Raw genomic sequence first — 14,122 nt, 5'->3', positions numbered from 1 at the left:
ATCTTTCGCTTCACGCCGCGGGGATTACGCTTGCCGCGGCTTTGCACGGCACGCCCACTGGCGATTTCCCGCAGTAAGCTGAGCCTCCAACTTTGCCACTGCTCAGGGGGGAACGGCCGCCGCCTCGGGCAGGCGTCGGTTCAACACGCGTACGGCATGAACGAACGATAAGTCTTCCGGGTGCTGCCCGCTGTCCTGGGCAGCCTCATACATCAGTCGACGGATCGCCGCGTGGGTAAGCATTAACGCATAGAACTCCTGACGGACCAGATCAGGCGTCTTGCTACGCAGCACCTTCTTGCCGTCGCACAGATGTGTCTTGATCTCGTCAAACATCTCTTCTATTTTCCAGCGCCGGTGGTACAGCGCCGCGAGTTCTATGGCAGGCGCCACCGCTGCGTCCAGCAGATTGGTGATCAGGCGATACTGCGGCTCGGCATCAGGCACACCTTCCAGGCGATACTCGATGACCCGCACCTGCATGCCGTTGCGCTGGTGTCGCCTGTCGGTGTCACTGGCATAGACAGTGCTCAGGTACGAACCATCTGCCAGCGGCACTTCGCACGGCAGCCGCAAATTCGACTTCACGCGCCACAGCAGCTTCGCTCCGGTGGCCACCGCGTCGCGCCACATGTCATAGCCATAGAACAGGCGATCGGCCAGCACCAGCATGTCGTCCGAGAATGCCGGAAACAGCTGGCGTGTGAGCGCCTGTTCGCTGTGCTCGCATACCCCGCCCATCTGGACCTCACACAGCGCGTGCGTCGCACATTCGGCCAGCGCTACGAAGCGAATCTGCGGATACGCGGCCTCACCGCGCCCTCCCTGCGCATATCCGAACGCTTGCGCATTGGCCTTCTCATCGGGCACATCCAGCGTGGAGCCGTCCACGCTCATGACCCGATAGCCCGCATAGTCGCCGCCTGCGGTTCGTGGGTGTTTGCGCCGCCTGCCGGGCGAACAGCTCGCGCATCACCTGCCATCCCAGGCGTGCGCGACCCTGCGAGATCGCCGCCTTGCTGACCTGCGCGTCGCGTACCTGGTCGCCGTAGATGCGCCGCAGTCCCTCGATCACCAGACGAAACACTTCCTCATAGGCCACGCGCGGATACAGGCACATCGCCATCACGAAATACACCAGCACTTCACGCGGCATGTCGCGGCGCACGCGCGTCTGCACGCCGCACTTCGTGAGCGCCTCCTTGACCTGTCCCAGGGAGCAGTTCAGCGCCAGATACCCCACCGCCAGATAGTCCGCGAGCCGCGCCCCGCCTGGCAGCGTTGCTTCCGTTCTTGCCATCCTTCAAGCTCTTCTTGTTGGTTCAGAGGCTTGAAAGTTAACACAAATTTGAGCTTGTTAACAGTATTGGGACTAAGCTGTAAGGAGCAGGCCAGCCTTTTTGGGGTATCGGCCCGCGCCGGCCGATACCCGTCGGCAGGGCGCGGCAGCCGTCAGCGATGAGTCCGTATCCGCGTCTCCCGTTCCGGCAGTCTGGTCCGCGCCCTGCGCCTATCCGTGGCCCAGGCGTGGGCCGGTTGATGCGCGGCATGACCGCGTTCGGCGTACTTTTGGCATTTGGATTCGCGTTGTGCGAAAACGCGCCATCGCTTCAGGCCGCCGAAGCCGCCGTCACACCGAACAGCGTGATCGTGATCCCGGTGAACGGCGCGATCGGTCCGGCCAGCGCCGACTTCATTGTGCGCAGCCTGCAGCGCGCCGCCGACGACCGCGCGCAACTCGCCGTGCTGCAACTCGATACGCCCGGCGGACTGGATCCGTCGATGCGGCAGATCATCAAGGCGATTCTCGGCTCACCGGTGCCGGTCGCCACCTATATCGCCCCGAGTGGCGCGCGCGCGGCGAGCGCCGGCACCTATATCGTCTACGCCAGCCATATTGCCGCGATGGCGCCAGGCACCAATCTCGGCGCGGCGACGCCGATTCAGATGGGCATCGGCGGTGCGGAGCCGCCTGCGGGCGGCGGCGGTATGCCGGGCCTGCCGGGCGGTGGAGGTGGCGCTGGCGCCGGCAGTCGCGCGGGCGCACAAAAGAACGGCCCCGGCGCACCTGCCTCAGCCGGTTCGGCGAACCCGGCGAACGCAGCCGACGCATCGAACCCAGCCAGCGCTGCCCTTCCGCTCGACACCCAATCCACAGAAATGCGCAAGCAGGTCCACGACGCAGCTGCCTATATCCGCGGCCTCGCGCAAATGCGTGGGCGCAACGCCGACTGGGCCGAGCGCGCTGTGCGCGAAGCCGTCAGCCTGTCGGCCGGCGAAGCGCTCGCGCAGCACGTGGTCGATCTGAATGCGCGCGACATTCCCGATCTGCTGCGCCAGGTGGACGGCCGCACGATCGCCACGAGCCGCGGCGACGTCAAACTCCACACCGCCAACGCAGCGGTCGTCACGCTGGAAGCCGACTGGCGCAGCCAGTTCCTCGCGGTCATCACCGATCCGAACGTCGCGCTCATGCTGCTGATGATCGGCATGTACGGCCTCTTCTTCGAATTCGCCAATCCGGGCTTCGTGCTGCCCGGCGTAGTCGGCGCCATCAGTCTGCTGATGGGACTCTTCGCGATGCAGATGCTGCCGGTCAATTACGTCGGGCTCGGTCTGATCTTTCTCGGCACCGCCTTCCTGATCGGCGAGGCGTTTCTGCCGACTTTCGGCACGCTCGGCTTCGGCGGGGTGGTCGCGTTCGTGATCGGCGCGCTGATGCTGATCGATACCGACGTGCCCGGCTACGGCATTCCGCTGCCCCTGATCGCGGCCGTGGTGGTGTTCAGCGTCGTGTTTGTGTTCGGCGTATCGAGGCTCGTCTTGCGGTCGCGGCGCCGGCCCGTGGTGACCGGTTCGGAAGCGCTGATCGGCAGTCTCGGGGTCGTGCTCGATGATGGCCTGTTGCCGGAGGGCGGCCCGTTGCCTGGGGACGCAGCCGCGGGCGGCATGCTGGCCGGCTGGGCGCAGGTGCATGGTGAACGCTGGCGGGTGTCCAGCACGGCCCCGGTCGCGGCCGGTCACGCGGTGCGCGTTACCGCGCGGCGCGGACTGACGCTGACCGTGGTGCCCGCGGAAGCACTACAACAAGGAGAACGCTCATGATCGGATTCACATTCGGCTTCAGCAGCATTCTGATTCTGCTGGTGGCCGCACTGATTGCTTCGTCGATACGGATTTTTCGCGAGTACGAACGCGGTGTGGTGTTCATGCTCGGGCGCTTCTGGAAGGTCAAGGGGCCTGGGTTGGTCCTGATCATCCCGATCGTGCAGCAGGTGGTACGCATGGATCTGCGCACCGTCGTGTTCGACGTCCCGCCGCAGGACGTGATTACACGCGACAACGTGTCGGTCAAGGTGAACGCGGTGGTGTATTTCCGCGTGGTCGATCCGGAGAAAGCGGTGATCCAGGTGGCGCGCTATTTCGAGGCAACCAGCCAGCTCTCGCAAACCACCCTGCGCGCGGTACTCGGCAAGCATGAACTCGACGACCTGCTGGCCGCTCGCGAGCAACTGAACGCCGATATCCAGAAAGTGCTCGATGCGCAGACCGACGCGTGGGGCATCAAGGTGGCGATCGTCGAGATCAAACACGTGGACATCAACGAAACGATGATCCGCGCGATCGCCCGCCAGGCCGAAGCCGAGCGCGAACGGCGCGCCAAGGTGATTCACGCGGAAGGCGAATTGCAGGCTTCGCAGCATCTGCTGGAAGCGGCCCAGACGCTCGCGAAGCAACCGCAAGCCATGCAGTTGCGTTACCTGCAAACCCTCACGACGATCGCCGCCGACAAGAATTCGACGATCGTGTTTCCGTTGCCGATCGATCTGCTGAGCGCGGTATTGGACCGCTTCAGCAAGCCGTCGGCCTCCTGAAGAACCGGGGGACGCGCCGCTTCACATTGGCCCGCCTTGGATCACGGGGTGAAACGGTGCATTGCCAGCAATCGACTTAATCGGCACGCATATGAAAACTAGAATGTGACGGTCGTTTTCAACCGCTCCATAGGAGCTAGTCATGAAAATCGTTTCTTTAGTTGGACTCGGCGCGCTATTGGCCGCCGTGAGTATGAGCACCGCGTTCGCGCAGACCTCGCGTCCTTATGACCCCTCGGCGCCGAAAACGCGTGCTCAGGTGAAGGCCGATCTGGCCGAATGGCGCGCCGCCGGCTACGATCCGCTCGACTGGATCGACTATCCGGACAACGCGCTGCGCGCAGGACGCATTGTTGCCGCACGGCGTGCCCAGCAAGCAAGCGGGAGCATGCCGCAGTAATCAGCGCCTCGCCCTCGCCTTGAGACGGCAGGCCGGGACGCCCGCGATTACCCCGATCGCAGACGACGCCGGCCTTGCATGTCTTACCGTCCATTCCCGCCTCTCCCGAAAGAAAGCCCCTTCCCCGCCGCAACATCGCAAATGCGCTTGCCGCGCCACCCCGCGCGCTGGCAAGGTATCATCTCGCCCCTTCGGCCACGCCCGCAGCCACACAATCTGGTTCGCCGCCGTCAATCGTGATTACAATCCGCCGGTAGGCTGGGCTGCCCGATACATCGAACATCGAACATCGGGCATTGGCGCCGTACCGGACGGCATGGCCGCCTGCTTATCTGCTGCGCATGGCCTGTATCAACCACAAGAAACGCTTTTCCAACAACGAGATGAACAACGAGAGACCCGCCTCATGGACTCGATAAAACGATACTTCGGCTTCGAAGCCGCCGGCACCGACCTGCGTACCGAAGTGCTCGCCGGGCTGACCACCTTCCTGACGATGGCCTACATCATCTTCGTCAATCCGGCGATTCTCGGCGACGCCGGTATGCCGAAAGACGCCGTGTTCGTCGCGACCTGCATCGTGGCCGCGCTGGCCTCGCTGATCATGGGTCTCTACGCGAACTATCCGATCGCGCTCGCCCCCGGCATGGGGTTGAACGCGTACTTCGCGTACACCGTCGTGAAGGGCATGGGCTTCACGTGGCAAGCCGCGCTCGGCGCGGTGTTCATCTCCGGCTGCCTGTTCCTGATCGTCACGCTGTTTCGCGTGCGCGAAGTGATCGTCAACGGGATTCCGCATTCGATCCGTATCGCCATCACCGGCGGCATCGGCCTGTTTCTCGCAATCATTTCGCTGAAGTCGGCCGGCATCGTGGTCGGCAATCCGGCCACGCTCGTCACGCTCGGCGACCTGCACAACCCGCATGTAATCCTCGCGGTGATCGGCTTCTTCGCAATCGTCACGCTCGACTATCTGCGGGTGCGCGGTTCGATCCTGATCGGCATTGTCGGCGTGACGGTGCTGAGCTTTTTCTTCGGTGGCAATCAGTTCCACGGCATCGTCTCCGCGCCGCCGTCGATTTCGCCCACGCTGTTCCAGCTCGACATTCGCGGCGCGCTCTCGGGCGGCGTGCTGAACGTGATCCTCGTGTTTTTCCTCGTCGAACTGTTCGATGCAACCGGCACACTGATGGGCGTGGCCAATCGCGCCGGGCTGCTGGTCGAAGGCAAGATGTTCCGGTTGAACCGTGCCCTGCTCGCCGACAGCACGGCGATTCTGGCCGGCTCGATGCTCGGCACCTCGTCGACCACGGCGTATATCGAAAGCGCGTCGGGCGTGCAGGCCGGCGGCCGCACGGGTATGACGGCGCTCACCGTCGCCGTGCTGTTCCTCGCGGCGCTGTTTTTCGCGCCGCTGGCGGCCGTGGTGCCCGGCTACGCGACGGCGCCGGCTCTCCTGTACGTGTCGTGCCTGATGCTGCGCGAAATGCTCGACCTGCCGTGGGACGACGCCACCGAAGTCGTGCCGGCCGCGCTCACCGCGCTGCTGATGCCGTTCACCTACTCGATCGCCAATGGCGTCGCATTCGGTTTCATCTCGTACGCCGGCCTGAAACTGCTGACCGGCCAGGCGCGCAAAGTGAAACTGGTGGTGTGGATCATCGCGGCGATTTTCCTGTTCCGGTATTTCTACCTCGGCAGCGAATAAGCTGGAAGCACCGCGCGGCGGCGCGGTGTTTGGCCACGGTTCGGTCTGGATCAACAATCGTTTTATTGAAGGTACCCGTTCTGCTCGGGCACCCTTTATCATCCGATGATTGATAAAAACCAACCAGCTGGTCACGGGAGTTTCTTGCATGTCCTACCGCCGCGCCTCAGACCGTTATACGTCGCCCGCCATCTTCTTCCACTGGGCGATCTTTCTGCTGATCGCGCTCGCTTATCTGGCAATCGAAATCCGCGGGCCGAAAGGGTCTGACAGCCGGGCGTTCTGGAGCAGCGTGCATTTTTGCGCCGGCACCTTGGTGCTGGGATTGGCGGTCCTGCGCGTGGTATGGCGGCTATGGGCCGGCGCGCCCGCGGAAGCCGAAGGCAACCGGCTGCTCGCGTTTCTGGCGCGCGCCGCTCATCTCGCCCTCTATGTCTTCATCTTCGCGCAGCCGCTGCTCGGCATCCTGATGATCAATACCGGTGGGCATCCCGTCACGCTGGCCTGGATCAACATCAATTACACGTTGGTTGGCGCGGATCCAATTGCGCGGCCATTACTCAAGACAGCGCATGAATGGCTCGGCAATGCGTTTTACTGGGTGATCGGCATGCACGCGCTTGCGGCAATCGCGCATCACGTGGTGTTGAAGGATCGGACGTTGCGGCGAATGGTTTGATCAGTTTCGTTTTTTTGGCGCATGAGGCGCTGGCGCTTGCGCGCGCAGCGTCATGAAACAACCCACCGTGCGGCGCAAGTTCGCTCAGTTGCGCCAGTTCGCTTCGTAGAAACGCACGTAGCCGCTCCGCAGTACCAGACATTGCGCCCGCGTTTCGGATAGCAGACGCCGCGTGGCGGCTTCGATCCGGGCCCGGTGCGCGTCGAATGCGTCGACCATGTCTTCCAGGCGTGGCGAGGCGGCGCCGAAATGATCTTCCAGCGCCTCAGCCGTGATCATGCACTCCACCCTTTCCCCATCCACCATCGCCGGGAACGCCAAGGTAAGTTCGCGACCTGAATATTCAGGAGTTTCGTTCGGGAATAGGATCTGCATGGGATTCACCTGAAAGGTTGGGTGCTGCGCATGAGTCGATTGGTACTGCGCACGCTGGTTGAGTCTGGTCGCTCCGGCAGCGCTTTTTCCTCCTTGTCGAATGCTGATGGCGCGGGTCCGTCACTTCACAGTTGCGAATACGCCATACTTCGCGACCCGCGAGGTGATTGGATTCACTGTAGACGAGTTCGGCCGCTGCGCAAGTTTTCCTTTTTGTTTGTTCTATTTTGGTGCCTGACGGGGCATTTTGACGTGCCGATTCCCTACCGCGCGACCCGATTTTTCCCTCCCGCGCCGCCTTCGCCCAGTTGCTGTTTCGTCCTGTAATATCGGTGTTCGGCCGCGGATGCGTATGTTGCACTGCGGAACGCAGCGGCGGGCAACGCACCTGCCGGGTCCGATCACCGGAGACATGCTTTGAACCATCGTGCTGCCACGCCGCCCGCCATCGGTCGACCAGATGTCATCGCGCAAGCGCATGCCCGCTCGCTCGAAGTCGGCCTGCGTGCGTCGGAAACGCCGGACTTTCATCCGCTGTGCCGCCCCGCGCTACGCGAACTTGTCGATCGCAATCAGTCGCTCTATACGCACGCGCTTCCCGTGATGGAGACGTTGCACGCGCAGATCGTCGACACGCAGAGCATGGTGCTGCTCACCGACAATCACGGTGTGATTCTCCACAGTCTCGGCGATAGCGACTTCGTTGAAAAAGCCAATCGCGTCGCCTTGTGTCCGGGCGTGTCGTGGGCCGAAGCGGATCGCGGCACGAACGCGATCGGCACCGCCCTGATCGACGCGCAGCCGACCGTCGTGCATGCCGGCGAGCACTTCCTGCACGCGAACCGGATTCTCACCTGTTCGTGCGCGCCGATCGCGGATCCGTTCGGGCGCACCATCGGCGCGCTCGATGTCAGCGGCGACACGCGCGGCTTCCACAAGCACACGCTGGCGCTCGTGCGGATGTCGGCGCAGATGATCGAAAATCATCTGTTCTCCAATCAATTCGTCGACGCCATCCGCGTCCACTTTCACGCACGCTCGGAATTCATCGGCACGCTCTACGAAGGGCTCGCCGCGCTCGCGCCGGACGGCACGTTCCTGTCCGCGAACCGCAGCGCGCTGTTTCAATTCGGGCAGCCGCTCGCCGACCTGCAAAGACAAACCATCGACGCGTTGTTCGGCATCGCGCTCGCCCGACTGCTGCAACAGATCGCCCGCGCGCCAGGCGAAAACGTCGTGCTGACGTTGCCGAGCGGCGTGCGCGTGGTCGCCCGCGGTGAATTTGCGGCGCCGCGCTATGTGGCTTCGGCAGATGTGCTATCCGACGCGCCGCGTGCGACCACTTCCAGCGGCGCGCGTGCTGCGGCCCGGCCCTGCGAGGCGGCGCCACCCACGCCACTCGCCACACTCGAAACGCTCGATACAGGCGACGCGCAAGTCTCCGCCATCCTGCGCAGAGTCGCCAAGCTGCGCGGACGCGATATCCCCATTCTGGTCCTCGGCAAAACCGGCACCGGCAAGGAATGGCTCGCCCGCGCGATCCATCACGATTCGCCGCGGCGCGGCGCGCCTTTCATCGCGCTGAATTGCGCATCGTTGCCCGATACGCTGATCGAGGCGGAATTGTTCGGCTACGAGGACGGTGCGTTCACCGGCGCAAAAAAACGCGGGAGCGTCGGCAAGGTCGTCCAGGCCGACGGCGGCACGCTTTTTCTCGATGAAATCGGCGACATGCCGCTCGCCCAGCAGGTGCGCCTGATGCGCGTGCTGCAGGAGCGTACTGTCGTGCCGCTCGGCGGCACACGGGCGATTCCGGTCGATCTGCGCATCGTCTGCGCGACCCACCGCAATCTGCGCGCGATGATCGAAGCCGGCACCTTCCGCGAAGACCTGTATTACCGGATCAACGGCCTTGTCGTTACCTTGCCGGCGCTGCGCGAGCGTAGCGATCTGGCAGCGCTCGTCGAGCGCATGCTGGCATTACAGCCGGATGGCGAGCGTTTGCCACGCCGCGTGTCCGATGAGGTGCTGGAACGGTTTGCACAATGCCGCTGGCCCGGCAATCTGCGGCAACTGGCTAACGTGCTGCGTACCGCAAGCATCATGGCCGAAGGCGCGGAACAGATCGAACTCGAGGATTTGCCGGATGATTTTCTGCAGGATTGCGAGGATGCGCCGGCCGACGTGAGCGTCCAACCGCCCGTGACCTTTTCTAGCGACAGTAATGGCGGTGACGGGCGCGACGCGCCGGCTGCGCCGGTGAATGCGTCGCCCGCCCGGATGGAAGATTGGCAGGCTACGTTAATCGCGCAGACGCTCGCGCGACTCGACGGCAATGTGTCGGCCGCGGCACGCGAGTTGGGGCTTGCGCGCAATACGGTGTATCGGTATTTGCGGCGTGAGAGCACGACGCATTGAAACGGCGGCGCCGAGGCATGGGCGTTCGGTGGCGTGCTGTGAACGCCCCGGTCAGCGTGTAAAGTGTGGCGCAATCCGTCACCGATTCACACGATGTCCGACCCTACCCGCCCGCCTCTCGTTCGCGTCGAGCCGCTCGGCCAAAGCTTCGAAGCGCCCGATTCGCTCACGATCCTCGAAGCCGCCGGCTTTGCGAATCTGCGCCTGCCGCGCTCGTGCCGTAACGGTACGTGCCGGACGTGCATATGCAAAATGACGGCAGGACGCGTGCGCTACACGATCGAATGGCCGGGTTTGAGCCGCAAAGAAAAAACGGAGGGCTACATTCTGCCGTGCGTGGCAATCGCGGAAACCGACGTGGTGATCGAAGCGCCAGATGCCGTTGAATTACAGCCGCGCCAAGGCAGCACTTAGCGCCGCCGCCATCGCATTCAGCCTTAGCGCCCGTTGCCCATCGCACGGGCGATTTTCTTGTCAGTGTTGTACTGGCTCAACGCGTACACCGACCAGATCGCGGCCGGAATCCAGCCGATCAGCGTGATCTGCAAGATCAGGCAGATGATGCCGGCAAACGGTCGGCCGATCGTGAAGAACTGAAACCACGGCAGAAGGATGGCAAGCAATAGACGCATTCAGATTTCCTGTTTGTATTGAACTGGCAGTACACGCTCTTCGGGTGCGATCGCGCTTGCGATCGCTTGAACGAGCCCGCCTAGTTGATCGGCGCGAAGCGCGGCACCTTGGTGCCGTCGATTTCAACCAGCTCGAAGAATACCGAAGCCGGACGCGTCCAGATCGTACCATTGCCAGCTTTGTAGACGATCATTGTGACCGACGGATCGGACTCCAGTGTGGCCTCGCAAACCAGCTCGTAAATGCCGCCTTTGTAGTGTCGATAACGCACCATTCAACTGCTCCTCTCCGGATCAACGGATTCTTTATAATCGGCCCGACGTGCTCCGAAACAGAGCACATGGTCTTGTTGCGACCGTCATTTTAAACCCGTACCGGCGCGTGAAAGATCGCTGAAGCAGGCTGATGCGGTCGTCACCAACAGTCGCGATGCATGGCTGCATGAATGACGGAACTGAGCGATAAACCGCGCCGGCGTTCAAAGAAACCAGCGGTATTCCCGCGCGTTCACCTCGTTCATGAACTCCAGATGGTCCTGCCGTTTGTTCTTGCAGTAGACCATGACGAACTCTTCGCCCATTCCCTCGCACACCACCGGATGATTCTGCATAGCAGCGACGGCCGTGAGCATGTCTTTCGGAAAATCGATGCCGCTCCCGCGATCCTCATTGAGCGGCGCGATGGGCTCGCGGCCTGCGTCCAGCCCGTGTTCCATGCTGGTGAGGATGGCGGCCAGCACAAGGTAAGGGTTCGCATCCGCGCCCGCCACGCGATGTTCGATGCGCAGGTTGCGATCATCCGATTCGGGAATGCGGATGCAGGCGTCGCGGTCTTCGAAGCCCCAACTGCCGCGGCTGGCAGCATTCGCTTTCCAGCCATAGCGGCGAAAAGCGTTGTGATTGGCCGCGAAGACCGGCATGCAATGCGGCAGCATCGCGAGGCACCCGGCCACGGCGTGACGCAATGGCCGCTGGCCGTCTGCAGCCAGCAAGTTGTTGCCGGCCTCATCGTAGAGACTCACGTGCACATGCATGCCGCTGCCCGGCGCATGCAGATAAGGCTTGCTCATGAAGCTGGCGCGGTACCCGTGTTTCATCGCCACGCCGCGCGTGCTTCGGCAGAACAACGCGGCCCAGTCCGCAGCACGCAGGCCATCGTCATTGTGGCCAAAGTTGATCTCGAACTGCCCCGGTCCCAGTTCAGCCGTGATCACGGTGGCTTCCACGCCCTGCTCGCGGGTGACTTCGACCATCTCGTCGAGTACGCCGGAGAACCGTGACAGTCGCTCGATATGCATGTTCGGCTGGTCGTCCCTGTCGTCGCAGAACGGGTCGCGTGGGAACTGCGGCAGACCGTCCGCGAGCCGGGCGTCGAACAGATAAAACTCCAGTTCGAAGGCCACTACCGGGCGGATGCCGCGACGTTCGAAGCGTTTCAGCACGCGCGCCAGGACCTCGCGCGGTTCGAATTCGATGGGCGCCTCCGTGCCGTCCGAACTGATCAACATCTGCCCCAACAGCTGGCCTTCCCATCGAACAGGTTTGAGGGTGCCCGCAATCAGACGGCGCACCGCGTCCGGATCGCCGTCGTTGAAGCAATAGTCGCCGATCGGGTACAAGCCGCCCTGCACACCCAGCAGGATGCAGTTCTGCGGCAATTTCAGAAGGCTGCCGGCTGCGACTTTCTCGAGCATGTCCACGGGGTATCGCTTGCCGTAGAAGTGCCCGGGGATATCGAGACAAATGAGGTCGACGTAGCGCACCTCCGGATAGGCCGCGCGGAAGGCCCGCACTTCGCTAAGCAGATCGGCGCCGGGGGAGGTCATGGTGTTGTCCTTCTCACGCAAAAGGTGATGATTGAAATTAAGTTCAAAGTGCCCGCAAGCTTAGGCAGGCAAACTCAGGCAGGCCAGTCGACTGCATAACGGGACGTCGCGTTCACGAGACAATTGATTAGCCATCCGAATTTTTGCCCAAAGCAGCGTCCCCGCTGCGTTCAGACTCGGCCGGAATGCTAGGTGAACACCCAAAGCACCCGTGTCGGCTCGTCGGAGAGATTGGCGTAGCGGAACCGGGCATGCGCCGGTACCTGGAAGCCGTCGTTCGGGCCAAGCGTCACCGGCTGCGCCTCGTCGTCGAGCCAGATGGTCAACTCGCCTTCGAGGACGAAGCCACCTTGCTCGTCGCTGTCGTTCAAAGGTCGATCACCGCTGCTGGCGCCGGGGGCCAGGTGGCTTTCCAGCATCGAGAATCCCGCCGACATGTTCGGCGACACCAGCACGTCGGTCACGCCCTCCGCGTAATAGAGGGTGCGGCGTTCATCCGGCCGGGTCACCCAAGGCAGCGCACGCGGCTTGCTCAGATTATAAAAATAGGTGGTGGGTACGCCCAGCGCCTCGCCGATGGCGGTCAGGTCGCCCACGGTCGGACGCGAAAGACCGCGCTCGATCTGGGAGAGGAATCCCACCGAGCGGCCGATCTTTTCCGCCAATGCGCCCAACGTCACTTTCTTATGCTTGCGCAGGTCCCGAATCAGTATCGCGAGGCCTTCAATTTCTTCCTGCTTGTTCATCTTCCGCCTCTTCCTTCAGACTCTGTCGCGCAGACGATACCAGGTCTTGCCCATGACCTCCAGCGGCGCTGCCATCAGCGCTCCGCCGGGAAAACGTGGGTTGTCGATGGACTGATACAGATCCAGCAATTCGTCGTCACCGAGGATCGCGTCGGCGACCGCGCGGGCTGCGGTGAGCGTGGGAAGCACGCCATGCCCCGAAAATCCTTGCAGCCAGTAGCGCTCGCCATCCCGGCCAATGTCCGGCGTGCGTTTCATGCTGATATCGATATGCCCGCCCCAGGCAAACTCCAGTTCCACCCCGCGCAATTGCGGGAACGCCCGTTCCAGGTAGGGCCGGGTGGCGGCCACAATATCTTTTGGAATGCCGCCCGCGTACGTGCAGCCGCCGCCGAATAGCAGGCGGTTGTCAGGACTGAGGCGAAAGTAGTCGGGAACGAACTGATTGTCGATCACACAGCTGTTGCGTGGCAGCAGCGAACGAGCCACGTCCGGCTGCAGCGGCGACGTGGCTACCTGATACGTGCCGACCGGCAGCATGCGCCTCGAAAGTGTGCGATCGAGGCGGTCGATATACGCGTTGCAGGCGAGCACCAGCGTGTCCGCGCGCACGTCGCCTTTGTCGGTACGCGCGACATAACCGCTTGGCGTGTCGCGGTAGTCCAGCACCCGGCTCTGCTCGAAGATGCGTCCACCGGCCTGCTCGATCGCCGCCGCGAGGCCTTGGGCCAGCTTCAGCGGATTCAGATGCCCCGCCTCGGGATCGTAGAGCGCCGCATGGTAACGCTCGCTCGCAATCCACTCGGGCATCTCCTCGCGAGGAATGAACCGCATCCGGTCGTAACCCCACTTCTCCACGGCCTGCCGCTGAGCCTCCTGCAGCAGCGCAACGCGGCGCGGCAGCACTGCCGCCCACAGACTGCCGGCACGATAGTCAGCATCGAAGCCATGCCGCTCTGGCAGCTCACGGATCTCCTCAGCGGCCCAGCGCATGCTGTCCCATAGCCGGCGGGTACGTTCCAATCCCAGCGCAGCCTCCAGCGGCGGCATATCGCAGGACCAGCCGAGCAGCGCCTGGCCGCCATTACGCCCGGACGCTGCCCAGGCCACCCGGCTCGCCTCGAGCAAGGTGACGCGCTTGCCCGCGAGCGCGAGGCGCAACGCCGTGTGCAAACCGCTGAAACCTGCACCGACGATTAACACCTCGGTGTCCAGGTGATCCTCCAGAACCGGACGCAGTGGAATCGGACCAGGATAGGTGCGCGCGTAGTAACTCGCGACGTGCTCGGCGGATTGATGGAACATCGGCACTGCTCCGTGAAAAATTCACAAATTAATTTCATGAAAAAATAACACTTATTTTTCATGAAGGCAAGCAGGGTGAACGGCACCTCGTCGCGTCGAGTGCTACATGAGGGAAACGAAGCGTGCCGTACGATGTCGATTTCGGATACGCCGGTTCG

At 62.9% G+C, this 14,122-nt stretch carries 13 protein-coding genes and 1 pseudogene; 7 read left to right on the top strand and 7 right to left on the bottom strand.

Features of this window, described 5'->3' with window-relative positions; translation table 11 throughout:
- Window positions 1-102 precede the first annotated feature (102 nt).
- Window positions 103-1,300: pseudogene (locus tag B0G76_RS23830) on the bottom strand (IS4 family transposase).
- 158 nt (window positions 1,301-1,458) lie between these two features.
- Here B0G76_RS23830 and B0G76_RS23825 point away from each other — a divergent pair.
- From B0G76_RS23825 to B0G76_RS23805, 5 genes are all read left to right on the top strand, one after another.
- Window positions 1,459-3,105 (top strand): nodulation protein NfeD, encoded by a 1,647-nt coding sequence (locus B0G76_RS23825; RefSeq protein WP_120294712.1) that lies wholly within the window; start codon window positions 1,459-1,461, stop codon window positions 3,103-3,105.
- Entirely contained in the window at window positions 3,102-3,875 is a 774-nt protein-coding gene (locus B0G76_RS23820; protein ID WP_120294711.1) for a slipin family protein, read from the top strand. Before B0G76_RS23825 ends, B0G76_RS23820 begins: the two co-directional genes overlap by 4 nt.
- Before the next feature lie 142 nt (window positions 3,876-4,017).
- Window positions 4,018-4,275 carry a DUF4148 domain-containing protein gene (locus B0G76_RS23815; protein WP_120294710.1) on the top strand — a complete coding sequence of 86 codons (258 nt, stop codon included), beginning with the start codon at window positions 4,018-4,020 and terminating at the stop codon, window positions 4,273-4,275.
- Window positions 4,276-4,681: 406 nt separating this feature from the next.
- Window positions 4,682-5,983, top strand: coding sequence for an NCS2 family permease (locus B0G76_RS23810; RefSeq protein ID WP_120294709.1), 1,302 nt, complete (start codon window positions 4,682-4,684; stop codon window positions 5,981-5,983).
- 148 nt (window positions 5,984-6,131) lie between these two features.
- Window positions 6,132-6,662 carry a cytochrome b gene (locus tag B0G76_RS23805; protein ID WP_120294708.1) on the top strand — a complete coding sequence of 177 codons (531 nt, stop codon included), beginning with the start codon at window positions 6,132-6,134 and terminating at the stop codon, window positions 6,660-6,662.
- An 84-nt stretch (window positions 6,663-6,746) separates the two neighbouring features.
- Here B0G76_RS23805 and B0G76_RS23800 read toward each other — a convergent pair whose 3' ends face one another.
- Complete coding sequence (locus B0G76_RS23800) at window positions 6,747-7,037, bottom strand: DUF1488 domain-containing protein (protein WP_120294707.1); 291 nt, start codon at window positions 7,035-7,037, stop codon at window positions 6,747-6,749.
- A gap of 417 nt (window positions 7,038-7,454) precedes the next feature.
- Here B0G76_RS23800 and B0G76_RS23795 point away from each other — a divergent pair, with 417 nt between their 5' ends.
- Window positions 7,455-9,455 (top strand): sigma-54-dependent Fis family transcriptional regulator, encoded by a 2,001-nt coding sequence (locus tag B0G76_RS23795; RefSeq protein WP_120294706.1) that lies wholly within the window; start codon window positions 7,455-7,457, stop codon window positions 9,453-9,455.
- A gap of 93 nt (window positions 9,456-9,548) precedes the next feature.
- Window positions 9,549-9,869 carry a 2Fe-2S iron-sulfur cluster-binding protein gene (locus tag B0G76_RS23790; RefSeq protein ID WP_120294705.1) on the top strand — a complete coding sequence of 107 codons (321 nt, stop codon included), beginning with the start codon at window positions 9,549-9,551 and terminating at the stop codon, window positions 9,867-9,869.
- A 23-nt stretch (window positions 9,870-9,892) separates the two neighbouring features.
- On the opposite strand, the gene B0G76_RS23785 is transcribed toward B0G76_RS23790, so the two are convergent.
- The 5 genes from B0G76_RS23785 to B0G76_RS23765 form a co-directional block, all read right to left on the bottom strand.
- Window positions 9,893-10,087, bottom strand: coding sequence for a YqaE/Pmp3 family membrane protein (locus B0G76_RS23785; RefSeq protein WP_042325076.1), 195 nt, complete (start codon window positions 10,085-10,087; stop codon window positions 9,893-9,895).
- Between the two features lie 80 nt (window positions 10,088-10,167).
- Complete coding sequence (locus tag B0G76_RS23780) at window positions 10,168-10,362, bottom strand: DUF1653 domain-containing protein (RefSeq protein ID WP_120294704.1); 195 nt, start codon at window positions 10,360-10,362, stop codon at window positions 10,168-10,170.
- A 204-nt stretch (window positions 10,363-10,566) separates the two neighbouring features.
- Entirely contained in the window at window positions 10,567-11,913 is a 1,347-nt protein-coding gene (locus B0G76_RS23775; RefSeq protein WP_120296732.1) for a glutamine synthetase family protein, read from the bottom strand.
- Window positions 11,914-12,101: 188 nt separating this feature from the next.
- Window positions 12,102-12,659 (bottom strand): helix-turn-helix domain-containing protein, encoded by a 558-nt coding sequence (locus tag B0G76_RS23770; RefSeq protein WP_120294703.1) that lies wholly within the window; start codon window positions 12,657-12,659, stop codon window positions 12,102-12,104.
- Window positions 12,660-12,674: 15 nt separating this feature from the next.
- Complete coding sequence (locus tag B0G76_RS23765; RefSeq protein ID WP_120294702.1) at window positions 12,675-13,964, bottom strand: FAD-binding oxidoreductase; 1,290 nt, start codon at window positions 13,962-13,964, stop codon at window positions 12,675-12,677.
- Between the last annotated feature and the right edge of the window lie 158 nt (window positions 13,965-14,122).

Origin of the sequence: Paraburkholderia sp. BL23I1N1 (assembly GCF_003610295.1) — a bacterium.
Classification (GTDB): Bacteria; Pseudomonadota; Gammaproteobacteria; order Burkholderiales; family Burkholderiaceae; genus Paraburkholderia.
This window is presented reverse-complemented; position numbering and strand designations above follow the sequence as displayed.

What these genes read in the sequence shown, in the direction of transcription:
- B0G76_RS23825 (WP_120294712.1), top strand. Translation starts at nt 1,459, where the DNA reads ATGAGTCCGTATCCGCGTCTCCCGTTCCGGCAGTCTGGTCCGCGCCCT.
- B0G76_RS23820 (WP_120294711.1), top strand. Translation starts at nt 3,102, where the DNA reads ATGATCGGATTCACATTCGGCTTCAGCAGCATTCTGATTCTGCTGGTG.
- B0G76_RS23815 (WP_120294710.1), top strand. Translation starts at nt 4,018, where the DNA reads ATGAAAATCGTTTCTTTAGTTGGACTCGGCGCGCTATTGGCCGCCGTG.
- B0G76_RS23810 (WP_120294709.1), top strand. Translation starts at nt 4,682, where the DNA reads ATGGACTCGATAAAACGATACTTCGGCTTCGAAGCCGCCGGCACCGAC.
- B0G76_RS23805 (WP_120294708.1), top strand. Translation starts at nt 6,132, where the DNA reads ATGTCCTACCGCCGCGCCTCAGACCGTTATACGTCGCCCGCCATCTTC.
- B0G76_RS23800 (WP_120294707.1), bottom strand. Translation starts at nt 7,037, where the DNA reads ATGCAGATCCTATTCCCGAACGAAACTCCTGAATATTCAGGTCGCGAA.
- B0G76_RS23790 (WP_120294705.1), top strand. Translation starts at nt 9,549, where the DNA reads ATGTCCGACCCTACCCGCCCGCCTCTCGTTCGCGTCGAGCCGCTCGGC.
- B0G76_RS23785 (WP_042325076.1), bottom strand. Translation starts at nt 10,087, where the DNA reads ATGCGTCTATTGCTTGCCATCCTTCTGCCGTGGTTTCAGTTCTTCACG.
- B0G76_RS23780 (WP_120294704.1), bottom strand. Translation starts at nt 10,362, where the DNA reads ATGGTGCGTTATCGACACTACAAAGGCGGCATTTACGAGCTGGTTTGC.
- B0G76_RS23775 (WP_120296732.1), bottom strand. Translation starts at nt 11,913, where the DNA reads ATGACCTCCCCCGGCGCCGATCTGCTTAGCGAAGTGCGGGCCTTCCGC.
- B0G76_RS23770 (WP_120294703.1), bottom strand. Translation starts at nt 12,659, where the DNA reads ATGAACAAGCAGGAAGAAATTGAAGGCCTCGCGATACTGATTCGGGAC.
- B0G76_RS23765 (WP_120294702.1), bottom strand. Translation starts at nt 13,964, where the DNA reads ATGTTCCATCAATCCGCCGAGCACGTCGCGAGTTACTACGCGCGCACC.